Source organism: Mucilaginibacter ginsenosidivorans (assembly GCF_007971025.1).
Classification (GTDB): Bacteria; Bacteroidota; Bacteroidia; order Sphingobacteriales; family Sphingobacteriaceae; genus Mucilaginibacter; species Mucilaginibacter ginsenosidivorans.
Window position 1 is genome coordinate 316,848 of record NZ_CP042436.1, and the last position, 17,510, is coordinate 334,357.

Consider the following 17,510-nt stretch of genomic DNA (forward strand, 5'->3'; position numbering starts at 1 on the left):
GATGAAAAAAATAACATTTAGCATTTGGGGATTATTGCTCGGCACTATCCTCGCATACGGGCAAGCGGACATATCGCCCGCGCCCGCGCAAACCAAACCTGTCACTATCACCGGGGCAACCATACACATCGGCAACGGCCAGGTAATCAACGGCGGCTACATTACCTTTGACAAAGGAAAAATTACTGCCATCGGCGAAGGATCACCTTCCAACACCAACGGTGCTGATGTGATAGACGCAGCCGGCAAACAGGTTTATCCCGGATTTATTTGCCCGGCTACGACCCTTGGCCTTGTGGAAATAGAAGAAGGCGCCCGCGGCACGGTGGACGACGATGAAACAGGCGACATCAACGCCAACGTACGTTCGATCATTGCCTATAACACCGATTCGAAAGTTATACCAACCGTTCGTTCCAATGGAATACTGCTGGCACAACCTACACCTGCCGGCGGCCTGATATCCGGCCAGTCGTCGATAGTGCAACTGGATGCCTGGAACTGGGAAGATGCGGCCTATAAAACCGATATCGGCATTCACATGAACTGGCCGGTTATCCGTCCGCAGGGCCGCCGCAGGGCGCAGCCAACGCCGGGTACTCCGCAGGAGTCGCCCGAAGAGCGTATGCTGAAGGCCCTTGATGCAATCGACAACCTGTTTACAGAAGCAAAAGCTTATGCCGAAGCTAAGCCTGCCGTTATCAACCTGCGCTTTGAAGCGATGAAAGGTTTGTTTAACGGCACCAAAAAACTATTTGTGAACGCGGATGGCGCCAAAGAGATCGTACAGGCTATCAACTTTGGTAAAAAACTGGGTATATCGGTGGTGATCGTCGGCGGAAAGGAATCCTATTTGGTTACTGATGCGCTAAAGAACAACAACGTACCGGTTATCATCCGCGAAACACAGGCCCTGCCCGAACGCGATGACGACGATGTTTACCTTCCCTACAAACTACCAAAAATTTTGCAGGATGCGGGTGTACTGTACGGCCTTACCGGCACCGGTTTCTGGCGTCAGCGCAACCTGCCTTTCGAGGCTGGCCAGGCTTGCGGCTACGGATTGACCAAAGAACAAGCTGTATCGATGATCACCCTGAACAACGCCAAAATTTTGGGTATCGATAAAACTACCGGTACGCTGGAAGTTGGCAAGGACGCCAACCTGTTCATCTCCAAAGGCGATGCACTGGATATGATCACTATAGATGTTCAAAAAGCATTTATACAGGGCCGCGATATTAACCTGGATAACCTGCACAAACAGCTTTACCGCAAGTTTGCGGCGAAGTATGGGATAAAGGCGAATCTTTAAAACACGATTTTAGGATTTAAAAGAATTTGGATAGCGATGGGTTTAGGCCTGTCGCTATTTTTTGTATAGATTAGTTAATAATGGATAGGTTATCGGTTGACATATTTATACCCCAGGAAACAGGGTTCAGGCTATCGCCAAATCGGATAGTTTTTGGATTATGGTTTATAACACTTGTCTTTCTTTGGCTTTTTGACGGCTTTTTCCCGGCTGATAGCTATTTGAGAGGAATTATAATAGGCATAGATGTATTTGTAAGCTTATTTTTCCTTGGACAATCATACCTGTCATATGAGCCTTTAGATGGCACTATACAAGGAACCATCGTATTTAAGAGTGACAGCATTGTAGTTAATGAAAAAGTTTACGACTTAAAAATGATCGGTAAACTTGACTTCGCGTTTAATGACTATTATGGAAGAATGATGTATGGAACCCGTGGTTTCAATTCCCGATTTTCACAGGGTTTCGATAATTTCGTTGAATTTAAAGATAGCTCACAGCAAACCGTTCGTATCTATTTTAGGATGCAGGATAAGCATGGCGCCCGGGCTTTCTATTCATTTATTAATGATGCCGTACAGTGCGGTGCAATGAGCTACTACCGGGCCATCGATCTTATTGATGTGGAGAATGTCCGTAAACCTGGCACCTCAAATTAATAGTTCACGCCATTTTTGTTTGTACCTATTGTCGTGCCGAACTTGTTTCAGCATCTGATATGTTAAACGGACGGTCGACTTGGCGGGGTTCTGAAGCAAGTTCAGGCTGCCTAATATTTTATAAGACCAATATCAATTACCCTTCTTTTTCCTTTTTGGCGGTGGCGGCACTTTATTTATTGGAGGCGGTGGTTGTAATACAACTTTCACTTTAGCCGTTCTTTCTGAAACTGAAGCCTTACCGAATGCAGAAATTCTATTTGGCTCTGCTGAGAGAAATTTTTCATCATTCAACAAGGTTAACTCACCAGGGTCGGTGATCCGCCATTTGTTTTTGATCAGAACAGCTTCATTGAGTTTCATTTAATAAAACTTATCACCCGATTTGAAATAAATGGTACCAGTTAAAGATGTACATAATGTTCCGGTGTCTTTGACTTCGTTAAAAGTACAATCGATATATTGACTGTTTGGCAAATCAGCGTGTAGGCTGTCGGCTTGTTTCAATATCTTTGAAAAAAACTTTCCCAGCATTGGTCTGAAAGTGGCAACAATTTTTTCATCAGCGTTGTCGAGTGAATCCTGAGTCACCTTTTGTGTATGCATATAAGCAAAATCAAATATTTGAATTGATCCCGGGTAGCAAAATCCCGTGCAAAGGCATCTGTATCTTTGGTTTTTAAAACCACAAATAGCTTGTTCAAAAACTGCTGCGGGCTCTCTTGTGCGAGGGTCTTCAGCCCGAACAACACGAGCATTAATAATAGGTAAGGTTTTTTCATACTCTAATTTACAAAGGAAAACTAAACTTCCCCATCAGCACCGCCGGGTTGGTTCCGATCTTCATCGGCTCGCCGGACAAAGCTTCGTTGCCCAGCAGGGCAAACAGGATAGCCTCTTTTGCATCAGGGTCTATATCCAAAGCTTCGGTGTTAAAAATACTCTCCGCATGCAGCAAATGTTTAAGGCAATTGATCACGAACTGATTTTTGGCACCACCACCGCTGGTAAATATTTTGCTGTTCGCGGGCAAGTTGGCTTTTATAAAATCGGCGATACTTTTTGCGGTAAACTCACTCAATGTGCTTACTAAATCTTCAGCGCTAATGTCCTTCAAACCTGCTAACTGTTTGGCATCTTCGACATAAGCCAAGCTGAATAGCTCGGGCCCGGTAGTTTTTGGGGCTTTCTCTTTGAAGAACGGGTGACTGAGCAAGGCTTTTAGTAAATCCTGGTTCACGTTGCCGGATAAAGCGATCAGCGAATCCTTATCATAAGGCCGGTCAAAATATTCCCGGCAGGCAGCATCTATCAGCGTATTACCGGGACCAATATCCGTGCAGATCACTTTGTTCAAATCGCCATCGGCAGGCAGGTAAGTCAGGTTGGCTATACCGCCAATGTTCAGCAATATGCGGTCTTCGCCGGGTTTGCTTCCCAAAAGGACATCGCCATATAAAGCTAAAGGTGCGCCTTCGCCACCGCCTGCAATATGTTTCTGTCTGAAATCGCTGATGGTTAAAATACCAGTTTTAACCGCCAGGTGGTCGCCGTCGCCTATCTGTAACGTAGCGTTGGGATATTCGGCCTGTTTGTGCAGGCTTTTGGGGGCATGATATATCGTTTGCCCGTGGCTGGCGATAAAATCGACATCAGCCGGTTTAACGTCCCATTTTGCAAGCGCTTGTAAGATGAGTTCTCCATGAAAATTACCGATAAAAGCATTCAGCAAAGTCACCTTTTCCAGGTCGGCCAAACGCCGGGAAAACACCTCGTGCACTTCCTGTTTAAAATGCTCTTCATAAGGCAGGGTAATAAACTGAAGTAACTCAAAAGCAGTGTTCAACCCATTTCCTTTGAACCGGCACAAAGCAATATCCAGCCCGTCCAGCGAAGTACCGGACATGAGACCGATACCGATCTTTTCAGGCTTATGGGCAATCCTAAATAAGCTTTGCAGATTCTGGTTCATTGATTTGCGATAGAAATCCCAAATTTTAACTATAAATGTTAGATTAGGAAATTAAACGCAATATACAGCCAATGACCGAAATTACCACCGATCCTTCCGTACTGAAAAAACGCTTATTGTCCCTGGATGTTTTTCGCGGCATAACCATCGCTGCTATGGTACTGGTGAATGACCCAGGCGACTGGGGCCATATTTACGCCCCGCTGGAACATTCCAAATGGAACGGCTGCACGCCTACCGATCTCATATTCCCTTTCTTCCTGTTTATGGTTGGGGTATCCATTGTTTATGCGATGGAGAGCAAACTACAAACCGTCAGCCACTCCAAACTGATATTAAGGGCGCTGCGCCGCATGGGTTTGATCTTGCTGATTCAATACACTATACAGTTGCTGTTCCACCCGGTCCTGTCGCATTTGCGGCTGCCGGGTGTACTGCCGCGGATAGCCCTGGTTTATTTTATATGCACGGTATTGTATGTTAAAACCTCGCAAAAAACACGTGACTGGTTATTTGTTATTGCGCTGGTTGGCTATTATATCATCATGAACTTTATCCCGGTGCCGGGTGTAGGTTATGCCAACCTGGAGCCGGAAACCAATATGGGCGCATGGCTGGACAGGCTGATCTTTACGCCCGACCATCTCTGGAGCCAATCACATACCTGGGACCCTGAAGGTTTGCTGGGTACCATCCCTGCAATGGCGACCGGCCTGTTTGGCATTCGCCTGAGTACCTGGCTCAAACGCAAGGACCGCGACGACAGCACCAAAGTAAGCTGGATGTTTACCTACGGGGCCATTTCGGTCGCTGCCGCGCTGATATGGGACCTGTTTTTCCCCATCAATAAGGCGCTTTGGACCAGTTCGTTCGTGTTGTACGCCGGCGGGCTGGCCACCATCGGGCTTAGTTTAAGTTATTGGCTGATCGATGTGCAGGGCTACAAACGCTTTACCTGGTTTTTTGTAGTGTTCGGCGCCAACGCCATTACCGCGTATGTGATGGCCGATTTTGTGCCGCATTATTTAAGTATGATCCACGGCGATGCAAAGGGCAATCCTTTTTATCACGCTTTTTTCCTTAATTTCCTGTCGCCTATTAACGCATCGCTGGCCAGCGCTCTATTTATTGTTCTGGCCGTTTGGGTGGTGATGTGGGTTTTGTACCGCTTCAAGATATTCATAAAAGTCTGAAATACTTTGAAACTACTTAATTCGTTTGCATCTTAGCAAATCCTAAATACCGATCTATGAATCTCAATAGAAAACTTTCATTAGCAGCCATAGCGTTGTTCGTAACCGCCACCTGTTCATTTGCACAGGTAAAGAAAAAACCGGTTCCATCGCCAAGATCAAAACCGGTTGCGGCGGCAATACAGCTCAAAGGCGACCTGCTGCCTGTCGATCCGAATGTGATCATTGGCAAGCTGCCTAATGGCTTAACCTATTACATCCGCAAAAATACGGAACCTAAGAATCGTGCCGAGCTGTACCTGGTCAATAAAGCCGGTTCGGTACTGGAGACCGACCCTCAGCAGGGCCTTGCCCACTTTACCGAGCACATGGCCTTTAACGGAACGCGCGATTTCCCAAAGAATGAGTTAGTAAGCTACCTGCAAAAAGCCGGCGTTAAATTTGGCGCCGACCTTAATGCCTATACCTCTTTCGATGAAACGGTGTATCAGTTACCGCTGCCTACCGATAGCACTAAAGTTTTTGAAAAAGGCTTTGATATTTTAGCCGATTGGGCCGGGCATGTTACTTTCGATCCAAAAGAAATTGATGCTGAGCGGGGTGTGGTGCTTGAAGAAGAGCGCCTTCGCGGCAAGAATGCCCAGGAACGCCTGCAGCACCAGATATTGCCGGTATTGCTGAATAATTCGAGATATGCCGCGCGCCTGCCCATTGGTAAAGAGGATATATTGAAAACCTTTAAGCCGGAAACGATTAAGAGTTTTTATCACGACTGGTACCGGCCCGACCTGCAGGCGGTTATTGCAGTGGGCGATTTCGACCCAAAACATGTAGAACAATTGATCAAAGACAATTTCTCCGATCTGAAAAATCCCGCCGGCGAAAAACCGCGTACGCAGTACAGCGTACCCACTACCCCGGGCACACAGGTGAAAATAGCAACCGACAAAGAATTTCCGTACACCCTGGCCGAAATTATTGTAAGGCATCCGGAAACGAAAATGCGTACTACTGCCGATTACCTGCAAGGTATGCGCAACGATATTTTTAACCAGATGCTAAATGCGCGCCTTAGCGAGCTTACGCAAAAAGCCAATCCCCCTTTCCTTTTTGGCAGGGCAAGTTACGGCGGTTTTATCGGGCACCAGGATGCCTTTACCTCTATAGCGGTAGCTAAACCGGGCGAATTGGAGACTGCCATAAAAGCGGTAGTTGCCGAAACGGAACGCGCCCGCAAGTTCGGCTTTACTGAAACCGAATTCGAGCGTGCAAAACAGGATGCGTTAACCCAGATGGAAAACGCCTATAAAGAGCGCGACAAAACAAAATCTGTGCGTTTTGTACAGGAGTACCAGCAGAATTTTTTACAGGGCGAGGCCATACCGGGTATCGAATACGAATACAATTTTTACAAGGATAACATAGGCCGCATCAAGTTGAGCGAAATAAACGCGCTGGCGGGCAAATATATCAGTGACAAGAACCGCGCCGTAATAGTTGAGGCGCCGGACAAGGAAAAAGACAAACTGCCCAACGAGAAAACGTTGCTGGAATGGATAAGTACGGCGGGCAAGGATGTTAAACCTTATGTGGATAATGTGAGCAACAAGCCGCTGCTTGAAAAGGAACCTACTGCCGGCAAAACGGTATCGATAGATAAGGACACAGCAATCATGACCACGACGCTTACATTGAGCAACGGCGTTAAAGTGATATTGAAGCCAACAACCTTTAAAAACGACCAGATACTGATAAACGGTTACCATTTTGGCGGCACCTCGCTGGCAAGCGACGAGGACTTTACCTCGGCCAATCTTGCTGCAGGCATTATTGGCAGCAGTGGTCTTGCTGATTTTAACGAGATACAACTCGAGAAAATGCTGAGCGGCAAAAACGTGAGCATTTCGCCATACATCCGCGAATTGTCTGAAGGTATTAACGGCAGTTCATCGCCAAAAGATTTTGAAACCGCGCTACAGTTAGTTTACCTGTATTTTACCCAGCCGCGCAAAGATCCGGATATCTGGCAGTCGAACATCACCCAAACCAAATCGTTGCTGGCAAACCGCAGCCTCGACCCGACAAGTGTTTTCCAGGATACGGTTTCGTCAACGCTGAGCAACCACAATTTCAGGCGGATGGTGACCACTGTCGACAGGCTGAACAGTGCGAGTCTCGACAAGGCCTACAGTTTTTACAAACAACGTTTTTCCGATGCCAACGGCTTTACATTTGTGTTGGTAGGAAGCTTTGACGCCGAAAAGATCAAACCCTTGCTTGAGAAATATCTCGGCGGCTTGCCGTCATCGGGCGGGAACAAGACTTATAAGGACCTGGGCATTCACATACCTGCCGGCCAGCTAACCAAAGAGGTGCATAAGGGTATAGGCGACAAAAGCAGCGTTCAACTGGTGTTCAGCGGCCCGTATGACTATTCGGAAGCCAATAATATACAGGTAGATGCCCTGGAAGAAGTATTGAATATAAAACTAATAGAGCGCCTGCGGGAAAAAGAAGGAGGCGTTTATGCGCCCGGCGTCAGGGCCAATTATTCCAAACTGCCTTCTGGTCGCTATTCCATAAGTGTGTATTTCGGCTGTGCGCCAGCCAATGTCGACAAACTGATAGCTGCAACATTGGATGAAATAAATAAAATTAAAAACGACGGACCAGAAGCGGTGGACATTCAAAAATTTAAGGCCGAAACTACACGCTCTATCGAAGTGCAGTTGAAAGAAAACTCTTTTTGGGAAGGGCATTTAACTGCATCATCTCAAAACCAGTCGAATCCGGATGATGCTTTGAAATCCATAGCCAACCTGGACCAGGCAACCGTTTCGACGGTTAAAGATGCGGCCAACAAGTATTTAAACGAAAGCAATTTCATTAAACTCATCTTATTGCCGGAAAAAGCCAAATAATTATTAGGTGTTAAAGCAAATAAAAAAGTCCTGCCCACCACAGCAGGACTTTTTTATTTGCTTTAGGATGGATATAACCAAAATCGGGTAGTTTTGTTAGACACCAAACATGAACACCAAAGGTCAGCAGGTAATACAGAAATGGTATAAACGGAAAAACTGGCATCAGTTCCCGTTCCAGCAGGAAATGGAGGAAGCCTATTTAGGCGGCAACTCCGGCTTATTAAATGCGCCTACCGGCAGTGGTAAAACCTTCGCCTTGTTCCTGCCTTTCCTGGCGGCATATATCAATCAATACCCCGATACCTACAAAACCCGGCAAAACAACGGGCTGTTGATGTTATGGATAACACCGTTGCGCGCGCTCACCAACGATATCCGCAAAGCCATGCAGGAAGTTTGTGAAGAGATCGGTCTCCCCTGGCGCATTATGACCCGTACCGGCGATACTTCGGCGGCTGAAAAGCAGGCCCTGAAAACCAAACTGCCCGAGGTATTGCTTACCACACCCGAAAGCCTGCACCTGATGCTGGCGCAAAAGGAATACTATAAAATATTCCAGCACCTGCAGGTGGTTGTGATAGACGAATGGCACGAGTTGCTGGGAACGAAGCGGGGTGTACAGGTGGAGTTGGGTTTGAGTAAGTTGAAAGTTTTGAGTCTGAAATCAGAAGTCACAGATCAGAAGTCAAAAGACTCAGGACTCAGAATATGGGGTATCAGTGCCACCATAGGAAACCTGGAACAGGCGGTTGATGTGTTGCTCGGAAATAATTTTCCGAAAGAAAATACGCGCATGGTACGCGCTTTCGTGGATAAGAAGCTGGTGATCAAATCCGTCATCCCCGAAAATATTGAAAGCTTCTCATGGTCGGGCCACATTGGGGTGCGGTTGCTACCGCAGGTAATGGATATAGTCGCCAAAAGCAATACGACGCTGATATTCACCAATACCCGTTCACAGGCAGAGATATGGTACCACGCTATCTTAGACAACTACCCTGAATATGCCGGTATTATGGCCATGCACCACGGCTCACTGGATAACGAATTGCGGAACTGGGTGGAACAGGCGCTGCATGCCGAGGCTCTGAAAGTGGTTGTCTGCACGTCGAGCCTTGACCTTGGTGTAGACTTCAGGCCGGTGGACTCGGTGGTGCAGGTGGGAAGCCCCAAGGGTGTTGCGCGTTTTATGCAGCGGGCCGGCCGCAGCGGGCACCACCCGGGCGCGGTATCAAAAGCATGGTTTGTGCCAACACATTCTCTCGAACTGCTGGAAGGTGCCGCTTTAAAAGAAGGTATTAAAAAAGGCATTTATGAGAGCCGCGACCCGATGCTGCTATCCATGGACGTATTGATCCAATACATGGTTACGCTGGCGGTGTCGGACGGATTTAAGGCGGACGAATTGTTTACCGAAGTTAAATCGACCTACGCCTTTGCGGATATAAGCCGAAGCGAGTTTAACGAGCTATTAGATTTCATCACCAAAGGCGGCAGGGTGCTGGCCCAATATGACGAATTCCTGAAAGTTGAGGTCGAGAACGGCGTTTACAAGGTTAACAGCCGCCGTGTCGCTATGCGTCACCGCTTAAGCATAGGCACCATCACCAGCGATGTGAGCATACGTGTGCGCTGGCTAAGTGGGGGCAGTTTGGGCACCATCGAAGAATCGTTCATTTCGAAATTAAAAGAAGGCGATACCTTTTGGTTTGCGGGGCAAAACCTTGAGTTTATCCGCATTAAGGAGATGAGCGCTTACGTGCGTAAATCGAAGGCGAAAAAAGGGCTCATCCCAAGCTGGATGGGGGGCCGCATGCCGTTGTCGTCGCAACTCTCTGCTGTTTTTAGGGATAAACTGGATGAGGTGGCGCATGGTATTGAAAACGACGAGGAAGTAATAGCGCTGAAGCCGCTTTTCAACTTGCAGGCCGAATTATCGCATTTGCCGCAAAGCCACGAGTTCCTGATAGAATCCTTCAAGGCCCGCGACGGGCATCACCTGTTGTTTTATCCCTTTGAGGGGCGACTTGTACACGAGGGAATGGCCTCGCTGCTTGCCTTTCGCATTTCCCGGATCAGGAATTTCTCCTTTTCTATTGCCATGAACGATTACGGCTTCGAGTTATTGGCAGATGAAGAGATCCCTATCGAGCAGGCTTTGGAGGATGCCGCCTTCTTTTCCATCGATAATTTGCTTGACGACATACAGCACAGCCTGAACGCTAATGAAATGGCAAGGCGGCGCTTCCGCGATATTGCCAGCATCGGCGGACTTGTGTTTACCGGTTATCCGGGTCAGTTGGTTAAAAACAGGCACCTGCAGGCTTCATCTTCGCTGCTGTTTGACGTATTTACCGAGTACGACCCGAAAAATCTGCTGGTGAAGCAAGCCTATAACGAAGCCCTGGCGTTCCAGCTTGAAGAATTCAGGCTGCGCGAGGCATTGCAGCGCATCATTAAACAAAGCATCGTACTTAAAGAAATAAACCGTCCCACACCGTTTGCATTCCCTATAATGGTTGACAGCCTGGGCCGCGAAAGGCTAACAACCGAAACCATGGAAGAACGTATAGCCAAATTAACCCGCTTTGATGAAGAGGTAAAGATTGAGAAAAAAGAAAAAAAATTACCTGAAAGAAAAGGAGTTAGCTCCAAAAGAAGATTTTAAGCAGTATGGAAGCAAACCTTTTTTTGTGCAGGGAGTTAATTCAATATTCCGGGACATAATAATGTAAACTGGTGTACCAGGGATGGTCTCAGAAAAGATCCCTTTACGGAGGGCAAGTTTAAAAGGTATTGCAATACTGCAATACTGATACTATGTTGGCAGGAGAAATTAATCAAATAATTTCTTACCTCTTACGATCACCGTTGCAATGATCAGTACTATAGGAAGAACGGTTATGATTACTCCGACTAATGTTAAATTACTCATGACGGGGTGTTTATTAGTTATTATTAGCAATAATTTAGTACAACAATCATGCCCCTAAACACAAAACTATTATACAATAAAAATTTGACCCTTTTTACCCCAAATGGTTTAAAAAGGCTTAACTTTATTGTGTAGTATATTCCACAAAGGAATAATACACTGCACTTTAACGGGCAATAAATTACCCGCTGCTATTCAGCACTATATGGCTGTTTCCTTAAAGTGTCCTGTTTTAAGGTTACAAGCCAGGCGATCAGCTAACATTATCCTGCTAAATCAAACTCTTTTAGCAGTCGTAAATTATTTGAAAATTTATTGTAAGGGATTGGTGATTTTTCCTACTATAAATTTAGATAAACTTATATAACATAATGAAAATCAGACAGAAAAAGTTTTGCACATTATTGGCGGTTTTGTTAATAACCGTATTAAATGCCTGCAGCCAGGCGCCGGCCGGCGGCAAGGTGGTAGCAGGTAGTTCTGAAGACGTAAAAAAGTTCCCTGATGCCAAACCAAATGCTTACTGGAAAACAATTTTATCGCCCGATGCCTACTATATCATGGTTGAAAAAGGTACCGAACCTCCGTTTCATAATCCTTACTGGAACAACCACGAAAAAGGCATTTATGTAAGCGCGGCAACAGGAAAGCCCCTGTTCAGCTCGGATGCTAAATTTGAGTCGGGCACTGGCTGGCCAAGTTTTTTTAAACCTATCGACCCGAAGGCCATTATGATCGTAAAGGATTATTCGGACGGCATGGTGCGCGACGAGGTTGTTGAGCGGAGCACCGGGCTGCACCTCGGCCACGTTTTTGATGACGGCCCCGCGCCAACCGGGCAGCGCTATTGTCTTGATTCGTATGCGCTGAAGTTTGTGAAGGCGAAGTAAGGCTACATAATCACATTTTTAAGGCCCATACCGGGCCTTTTTTGTTTTATAGCCCGCTATAACTATTATTTAACCTATTCTGAACCAAATAAATCAAAAATTTTAAGAACTTTGAACCGCGGAATTTTGTATTTCGTATGTAGTTGCATATACCGTTGTAGTTTTCATGATCATATTATTTTTCTTTCTTGCCCACTGGTTCCTTTCCCTCTTTTTTCAAACGTTTTTCCTGCACCGTTATGCATCGCATAAAATGTTTAAAATGAATGCCGCATGGGAAAAAGTGTTTTATTTCTGCACTTTCATGTTCCAGGGCTCATCCTTCCTTAACCCGCGCGCCTACGCTATTATGCACCGTATGCATCATGCTTACAGTGATACGGAAAAGGACCCGCATTCGCCGCATTTTATTAAAGACGTTTTCGGACTGATGTGGAAGACAAAAGAAATCTACCTGAGCTACCAGCGATACAAACTTGAACCCGAACCACAATTTATCGACCGTTACCCAACCTGGAAATTTGTAGACCGCGTAGGCGATCACTGGATTACACGCGTCGGTTTCGGCGTGTTTTACACGGCCTTTTATGTGATGTTTGCCACGCATTGGTGGATGTTCCTGTTATTGCCCATTCATTTCCTGATGGGCCCTATCCACGGCGCCATTGTAAACTGGTGCGGGCACAAATACGGCTACTCCAATTTTGATAACGACGATCACAGTAAAAACACCCTGCCGTTCGATTTCCTGATGATGGGCGAACTGTTCCAGAATAATCATCACAAGCGCCCCAACGATGCCAATTTTGCAAAACGCTGGTTCGAGTTCGACCCCACCTACCCGGTAATGAAACTGCTGCACCTGATGCGCATCATTAAGCTAAGAAAAGTATAAAGTATGATAACCGCGCTAAAGATCATATTCGGTGTCTTGTTAGCGTGGATGTGTTATACCGTTATCAGCACCTGCCTGGAAAGTAATCTTTTTAAGGAATGGGATTTCCTTGGTTCAATACCCTGGATGCGTGCTACCTTGTGGGATTTTTACGCCAATGTAGCCGTTATCTTCATTTGGGTTTGCTATAAAGAAAAAAGTATTTTTTTTAAAATCCTCTGGCTGATATTCCTCGTATGTTTAGGCAGCATCGCCAGTTGCGCCTATGTCCTGATCCAATTATTCAGGCTGAAGCCCGGCGAAGGATTAAAAGAGTTTTTTAGCAAAAATGGATAATTCTGTATGGTGGCTGACCCTTTACAGCCTTATTGCCTGTTGTATCATCATGGTATTAGTGTGGCTTTGGGCGCACAAGATCAACAACGCAGGCGTGGTGGATATTTTCTGGTCGTATAACTTCCCGGTTATTGCCGTCATTTTGTTACTGCTTGCGCCTGGTTTTGAGATCCGTAAGCAGCTGATCTGCGTCATGGTAATTATAGCCGGCGGCCGGCTCGGCACGCATATCCTTACCCGCACAGTAAGCCATTTGGATGAAGAGGAAGGCCGTTACCAGCAACTGCGACAAGAATGGGGGCCAAACCCCGACCGTACTTTTTTTTGGTTCTTCCAGGCGCAGGCGCTTTCCAACGTGATACTGGCGATACCCTTCTTCGTAATCTGTATGAATACCAGTACGCATTTGTCGCCACTGGAGTATGCCGGTGTTGCGATATGGCTGATCAGCGTAATAGGTGAATCGGTTGCCGATACGCAGTTGCGTGCGTTTAAAAAAGAGCCTGCAAACAAAGGCAAGGTTTGCAGCCGGGGACTTTGGAATTATTCGCGTCACCCCAATTACTTTTTTCAATGGATGATGTGGATGTCGTACCTGGTATTCGCGCTGGCGTCGCCTTATGGATATTTAGCGATCATCAGTCCGGCTATTATTCTTTATCTTTTATTGCGGGTCACCGGCATTCCCATTACCGAGGAGCAATCCATCCGGTCGAAAGGCGACGCATTCAGGGAATATCAGCGGACAACAAGCGCCTTTGTGCCATGGTTTAAGAAAAAGGCCTGACCGAAATATTTTTATTCCGTTGTAAATCAATAAATTTCTATATTTCAAAATCCGTCCGGCTTAGAAAAACGTAAAATACTTCGAACTGTTGACACCTGTAACGTACTATGCCGAACCTGTAACAAAATAACGTCCAACCTAAGCATGTGGTACGATAAACTGATCGAACAAAATAAAGTCCCTGATTTTTTATTGCGGCGCGGTATACGCAAGCTGCTAAAGCAACGGCTTAACGACGAAAACAAAGGCGGTGTGGAGGCGCAACAGGTACACTTGATGGAGTTGATAAGTCAATTAAAATCTTCTCCTATAGCAGTCAATACTACTGAAGCCAACCAGCAGCATTACGAAGTTCCCACGCAATTCTATCAATATTGCCTAGGCAAAAATTTAAAATACTCCAGCGGTAACTGGAAAGACGGCGTTACCGATATTGATACGTCGGAAGATGATATGCTGGCCCTGACCTGTGAAAGAGCCGAATTACAAAATGGGCAGCAGGTGCTGGAATTAGGCTGCGGCTGGGGTTCGCTGTCGTTATATATGGCGGCAAAATTCCCCAAAAGCACCTTTAAGGTGGTTTCCAATTCGCGCACGCAAAAGGCGTTTATCGACGAAAAAGCAAAAGAACGCGGCATCACTAATCTGACTGTCATCACTGCAGATATGAACACCTTCAGCATTGATGAACATTTCGACCGCATTGTTTCGGTCGAGATGTTCGAGCATATGCGTAATTATCAGTTGCTGATGCAAAAGGTGGCTTCGTTCCTGAAGCCTGATGGCAAAGTATTCATTCATATTTTTACCCATAAGGAATATGCTTACTTGTTCGAGGTGAAGGATGAGACCGACTGGATGAGCAAATATTTCTTTACGGGCGGGATCATGCCAAGCGACGATCTGTTGTTGTATTTCAACGATCATTTAGTTGTGGAGCGGCATTGGCACGTTAGCGGCACTCACTATGCCAAAACATCTGAAGGCTGGCTCAAAAATATGGATGCTCATAAAGCCCAGATCATGCCATTATTTGAAGAAACATATGGTAAGGGCCAGGCGCTGAAATGGTGGGCCTACTGGCGCATATTTTACATGGCCTGCGCCGAGTTATGGAACTATAACGAAGGGAACGAATGGATAGTAAGCCATTATCTTTTTCATAAAACAAACGCATGACCAGGCTGATCATCCTCATCATATTATTGCTGCTTTCTCTATTAGCTGTTCTGCGGGCACAGGCCTATTACCTGTGGCTGATGGCCATCGCCGTGTCGGAATTCCCGCTGATCTTCGCCGGTGGGACGGTGATCATGCTCGCCACGGGCTTTTGGGCAGGCAAATACCAATTGGCCGGTACGGTAGTTGGCATTATAGCATTGATCCTGTTCCTTTCACCTATATTCAGGTCCTACTTAATATCGAGGCACCTGCAACAGGACATGCGTGCCGCTTTCGGGCCGGCGGGACTGAAAAAGGATGCCGTGCCGTTTAGTTTTGGTAAACTCTTTCGCCTGAAGTTTAAGGATACCATTGGATCAAAAACCCTGACCTACGTTACTTACGGTGATGGCACCGCAATGAAATTCGATTTTTTTCCCGCGCAGGTTCCCGGGCAAAGGCCATGTGTCATCGTCGTTCACGGCGGCTCGTGGAGCAGCGGCGACAGTAAACAATTGGCAGATCTGAATAGTCTTCTTGCTCAAAAAGGTTACAATGTTGCCGCTATCAATTACCGCCTGGCCCCAAAATACCAAACTCCCGCGCCGGTTGAGGATATTAAAAACGCGATGAGCTTTTTCCGCACTCACGCGGATGAATTCCATATCGATACCAGTCAATTTGTTTTGCTTGGCCGTTCGGCCGGAGCGCAGATCGCTTTGCTTGCTGCTTATACGCTACACGACAAAAGCATCAAAGGCGTTATCGAGTTTTATGGCCCGGTTGACATGGTGTGGGGATATTCTATCCCCTCCAACCCGCTGATCATGGATAGCAGGAAAGTAATGGGCGACTATGTCGGCGGTCCGTATGATAAAGTGCCGCAAAAATATCACGATTGCTCGCCCCTGTTTTTTACCGGGGAGGACTCGCCGCCAACCCTGATGATCCACGGGGTAAACGATGTGCTGGTGACTTATCTCCATGCCGTTAAGCTGAGCGCAAAACTGCAGGAAGATCATGTAAAGCATTACTGGCTCAAACTTCCCTGGGCCACACACGGATTCGATTTTAATTTATATGGCCCGGGGGGGCAGTTATCCACCTACGCGGTCGGGAATTTTTTAAGTACTGTTACCAAATGAAGACGGCTATTATAGGCACAGGCATTGCCGGCATGGGCTGTGGGTATTTCCTGCGCCAGCAGGATGAACTGACTATTTTCGAACAAAACAACTATGTTGGCGGGCATACCAATACGGTAACGATAGATGAAGGGGGCAAACCGGTTTATATCGATACCGGGTTTATGGTTTTTAATTATAAAACCTATCCCAATTTATGCAGGCTTTTTGCCGATCTGAACGCCCCGGTAAAAAAAACGGATATGTCCTTTAGCGTGCAACATATGCCCACAGGTTTGGAATACAGCGGATCGAGCATAAACCACCTGTTCGCCCAAAGGAAGAATATTTTCAATCGCAGCTTTATTAAGATGCTCGGGCAAATCGGGCGATTCAATAAGGAAAGCGTGAAAATACTGGACGATCCAAAGTATGCGGCATATTCTATCGGCCAATACATCAAAGAATTTAAGTACGGCGACGACATGCTATGGAAATACCTGGTACCGATGAGTTCGGCGGTATGGTCGACCCCCATGGAACAAATGCTGGATTTCCCTGCGGTAACGCTGATCCGGTTTTTTCTGAATCACGGTTTTTTAGGGTTGGACACCCAGCACCAATGGTACACCCTGGAAAATGGCAGCCAAAGCTACCGGGAATTGTTGATCAAACCCTTCAAGGACCGCATACGCGTTAATTGTAAAGTCGAAAAAATTACCAGGTCGGGTGGGAGAGTAACGGTAAAAGCATCAGATGGTTCAGAAGAAATATTCGATCGTGTCATCATCGCTACCCATGCCGACCAGGCACTTGCGATGCTGGACAAACCTACCTGGGAAGAACAGCGGCTGCTTCCCCCATTCAAATACCAGTACAATAAAGCCGTTTTACATACTGACGAACGCATAATGCCTAAAACCAAACTGGCCTGGAGCAGCTGGAACTATCGTATAAAAATGGAGAACCAGGCGTTGCAGCCCAGTACCATTTACTGGATGAACCGCTTGCAGGGTGTATCGGATAAGAAAAATTATTTTGTTTCGATCAATCCGCACGAAGACCTGGACAAAAAGAATATCCTGATGGAGATCGATTACGAACACCCGCTATTTGATGTTCGGGCTATAAGTGCACAGGAGCGCCTGCATATTTTGAATGAAGGCGGGCCAGTTTATTTTTGCGGAAGCTATTTCAAATATGGTTTTCACGAGGATGCATTTGCCGGTGCGGTCAATCTATGTTCGCAATTGCTGGGCAAGGCCGTTTATGGCGAACAAATCATCAGCCCGGCGGTTTAAGTCGTATCTTTATCA

Annotated in this window: 14 protein-coding genes; 12 read left to right on the forward strand and 2 right to left on the reverse strand. The window is 46.4% G+C overall.

All coding sequences use genetic code 11. The features are described from left to right. Position 1 precedes the first annotated feature (1 nt). Positions 2–1,315, forward strand: a complete 1,314-nt coding sequence (locus tag FRZ54_RS01455; protein ID WP_147029879.1) for an amidohydrolase family protein — start codon at positions 2–4, stop codon at positions 1,313–1,315. Between the two features lie 80 nt (positions 1,316–1,395). Continuing rightward, positions 1,396–1,977 (forward strand): hypothetical protein, encoded by a 582-nt coding sequence (locus FRZ54_RS01460; RefSeq protein WP_147029880.1) that lies wholly within the window; start codon positions 1,396–1,398, stop codon positions 1,975–1,977. A gap of 132 nt (positions 1,978–2,109) precedes the next feature. Here the strand turns inward: FRZ54_RS01460 and FRZ54_RS01465 are convergent, their stop codons facing one another. Both FRZ54_RS01465 and FRZ54_RS01470 read right to left on the reverse strand, forming a co-directional pair. Next, positions 2,110–2,340 (reverse strand): hypothetical protein, encoded by a 231-nt coding sequence (locus FRZ54_RS01465; RefSeq protein ID WP_147029881.1) that lies wholly within the window; start codon positions 2,338–2,340, stop codon positions 2,110–2,112. Positions 2,341–2,767: 427 nt separating this feature from the next. Then, complete coding sequence (locus FRZ54_RS01470; protein WP_147029882.1) at positions 2,768–3,949, reverse strand: anhydro-N-acetylmuramic acid kinase; 1,182 nt, start codon at positions 3,947–3,949, stop codon at positions 2,768–2,770. A gap of 71 nt (positions 3,950–4,020) precedes the next feature. Here FRZ54_RS01470 and FRZ54_RS01475 point away from each other — a divergent pair, with 71 nt between their 5' ends. The 10 genes from FRZ54_RS01475 to FRZ54_RS01520 all read left to right on the forward strand — a co-directional run bounded on the left by FRZ54_RS01475 (position 4,021) and on the right by FRZ54_RS01520 (position 17,495). Then, positions 4,021–5,142 (forward strand): acyltransferase family protein, encoded by a 1,122-nt coding sequence (locus FRZ54_RS01475; RefSeq protein WP_147029883.1) that lies wholly within the window; start codon positions 4,021–4,023, stop codon positions 5,140–5,142. A gap of 56 nt (positions 5,143–5,198) precedes the next feature. Continuing rightward, positions 5,199–8,063 carry a M16 family metallopeptidase gene (locus FRZ54_RS01480; RefSeq protein WP_147029884.1) on the forward strand — a complete coding sequence of 955 codons (2,865 nt, stop codon included), beginning with the start codon at positions 5,199–5,201 and terminating at the stop codon, positions 8,061–8,063. Positions 8,064–8,172: 109 nt separating this feature from the next. Next, positions 8,173–10,734 carry a ligase-associated DNA damage response DEXH box helicase gene (locus FRZ54_RS01485; RefSeq protein ID WP_147029885.1) on the forward strand — a complete coding sequence of 854 codons (2,562 nt, stop codon included), beginning with the start codon at positions 8,173–8,175 and terminating at the stop codon, positions 10,732–10,734. A gap of 638 nt (positions 10,735–11,372) precedes the next feature. Further along, the gene (gene msrB, locus FRZ54_RS01490) at positions 11,373–11,891 is read left to right on the forward strand and encodes a peptide-methionine (R)-S-oxide reductase MsrB (RefSeq protein WP_147029886.1); all 519 of its coding nucleotides are present in this window, start codon (positions 11,373–11,375) and stop codon (positions 11,889–11,891) included. A gap of 166 nt (positions 11,892–12,057) precedes the next feature. Beyond that, positions 12,058–12,786, forward strand: a complete 729-nt coding sequence (locus FRZ54_RS01495; RefSeq protein WP_147029887.1) for an acyl-CoA desaturase — start codon at positions 12,058–12,060, stop codon at positions 12,784–12,786. Positions 12,787–12,789: 3 nt separating this feature from the next. Further along, complete coding sequence (locus FRZ54_RS01500) at positions 12,790–13,122, forward strand: DUF1475 family protein (RefSeq protein ID WP_147029888.1); 333 nt, start codon at positions 12,790–12,792, stop codon at positions 13,120–13,122. Further along, positions 13,115–13,909 (forward strand): DUF1295 domain-containing protein, encoded by a 795-nt coding sequence (locus FRZ54_RS01505; RefSeq protein WP_147029889.1) that lies wholly within the window; start codon positions 13,115–13,117, stop codon positions 13,907–13,909. The genes FRZ54_RS01500 and FRZ54_RS01505 overlap by 8 nt, the downstream gene beginning before the upstream one ends. A 144-nt stretch (positions 13,910–14,053) precedes the next feature. Then, positions 14,054–15,088: an SAM-dependent methyltransferase gene (locus FRZ54_RS01510; protein WP_147029890.1), complete on the forward strand. Its 1,035-nt coding sequence runs from the start codon at positions 14,054–14,056 to the stop codon at positions 15,086–15,088. Next, positions 15,085–16,215 carry an alpha/beta hydrolase gene (locus FRZ54_RS01515; RefSeq protein ID WP_147029891.1) on the forward strand — a complete coding sequence of 377 codons (1,131 nt, stop codon included), beginning with the start codon at positions 15,085–15,087 and terminating at the stop codon, positions 16,213–16,215. The genes FRZ54_RS01510 and FRZ54_RS01515 overlap by 4 nt, the downstream gene beginning before the upstream one ends. Continuing rightward, a complete protein-coding gene (locus tag FRZ54_RS01520) occupies positions 16,212–17,495 on the forward strand; it encodes an NAD(P)/FAD-dependent oxidoreductase (RefSeq protein ID WP_147029892.1) in 1,284 nt (427 codons plus the stop codon). Before FRZ54_RS01515 ends, FRZ54_RS01520 begins: the two co-directional genes overlap by 4 nt. The last annotated feature ends 15 nt before the right edge of the window (positions 17,496–17,510 follow it).

Excerpts from the sequence above, each read along its gene's own strand:
- FRZ54_RS01475 (WP_147029883.1), top strand. The coding sequence starts at position 4,021 with ATGACCGAAATTACCACCGATCCTTCCGTACTGAAAAAACGCTTATTG.
- FRZ54_RS01520 (WP_147029892.1), top strand. The coding sequence starts at position 16,212 with ATGAAGACGGCTATTATAGGCACAGGCATTGCCGGCATGGGCTGTGGG.
- FRZ54_RS01480 (WP_147029884.1), top strand. The coding sequence starts at position 5,199 with ATGAATCTCAATAGAAAACTTTCATTAGCAGCCATAGCGTTGTTCGTA.
- FRZ54_RS01455 (WP_147029879.1), top strand. The coding sequence starts at position 2 with ATGAAAAAAATAACATTTAGCATTTGGGGATTATTGCTCGGCACTATC.
- FRZ54_RS01505 (WP_147029889.1), top strand. The coding sequence starts at position 13,115 with ATGGATAATTCTGTATGGTGGCTGACCCTTTACAGCCTTATTGCCTGT.
- FRZ54_RS01515 (WP_147029891.1), top strand. The coding sequence starts at position 15,085 with ATGACCAGGCTGATCATCCTCATCATATTATTGCTGCTTTCTCTATTA.
- FRZ54_RS01510 (WP_147029890.1), top strand. The coding sequence starts at position 14,054 with ATGTGGTACGATAAACTGATCGAACAAAATAAAGTCCCTGATTTTTTA.
- FRZ54_RS01485 (WP_147029885.1), top strand. The coding sequence starts at position 8,173 with ATGAACACCAAAGGTCAGCAGGTAATACAGAAATGGTATAAACGGAAA.
- FRZ54_RS01460 (WP_147029880.1), top strand. The coding sequence starts at position 1,396 with ATGGATAGGTTATCGGTTGACATATTTATACCCCAGGAAACAGGGTTC.
- FRZ54_RS01465 (WP_147029881.1), bottom strand. The coding sequence starts at position 2,340 with ATGAAACTCAATGAAGCTGTTCTGATCAAAAACAAATGGCGGATCACC.
- FRZ54_RS01470 (WP_147029882.1), bottom strand. The coding sequence starts at position 3,949 with ATGAACCAGAATCTGCAAAGCTTATTTAGGATTGCCCATAAGCCTGAA.
- FRZ54_RS01495 (WP_147029887.1), top strand. The coding sequence starts at position 12,058 with ATGATCATATTATTTTTCTTTCTTGCCCACTGGTTCCTTTCCCTCTTT.
- msrB (WP_147029886.1), top strand. The coding sequence starts at position 11,373 with ATGAAAATCAGACAGAAAAAGTTTTGCACATTATTGGCGGTTTTGTTA.
- FRZ54_RS01500 (WP_147029888.1), top strand. The coding sequence starts at position 12,790 with ATGATAACCGCGCTAAAGATCATATTCGGTGTCTTGTTAGCGTGGATG.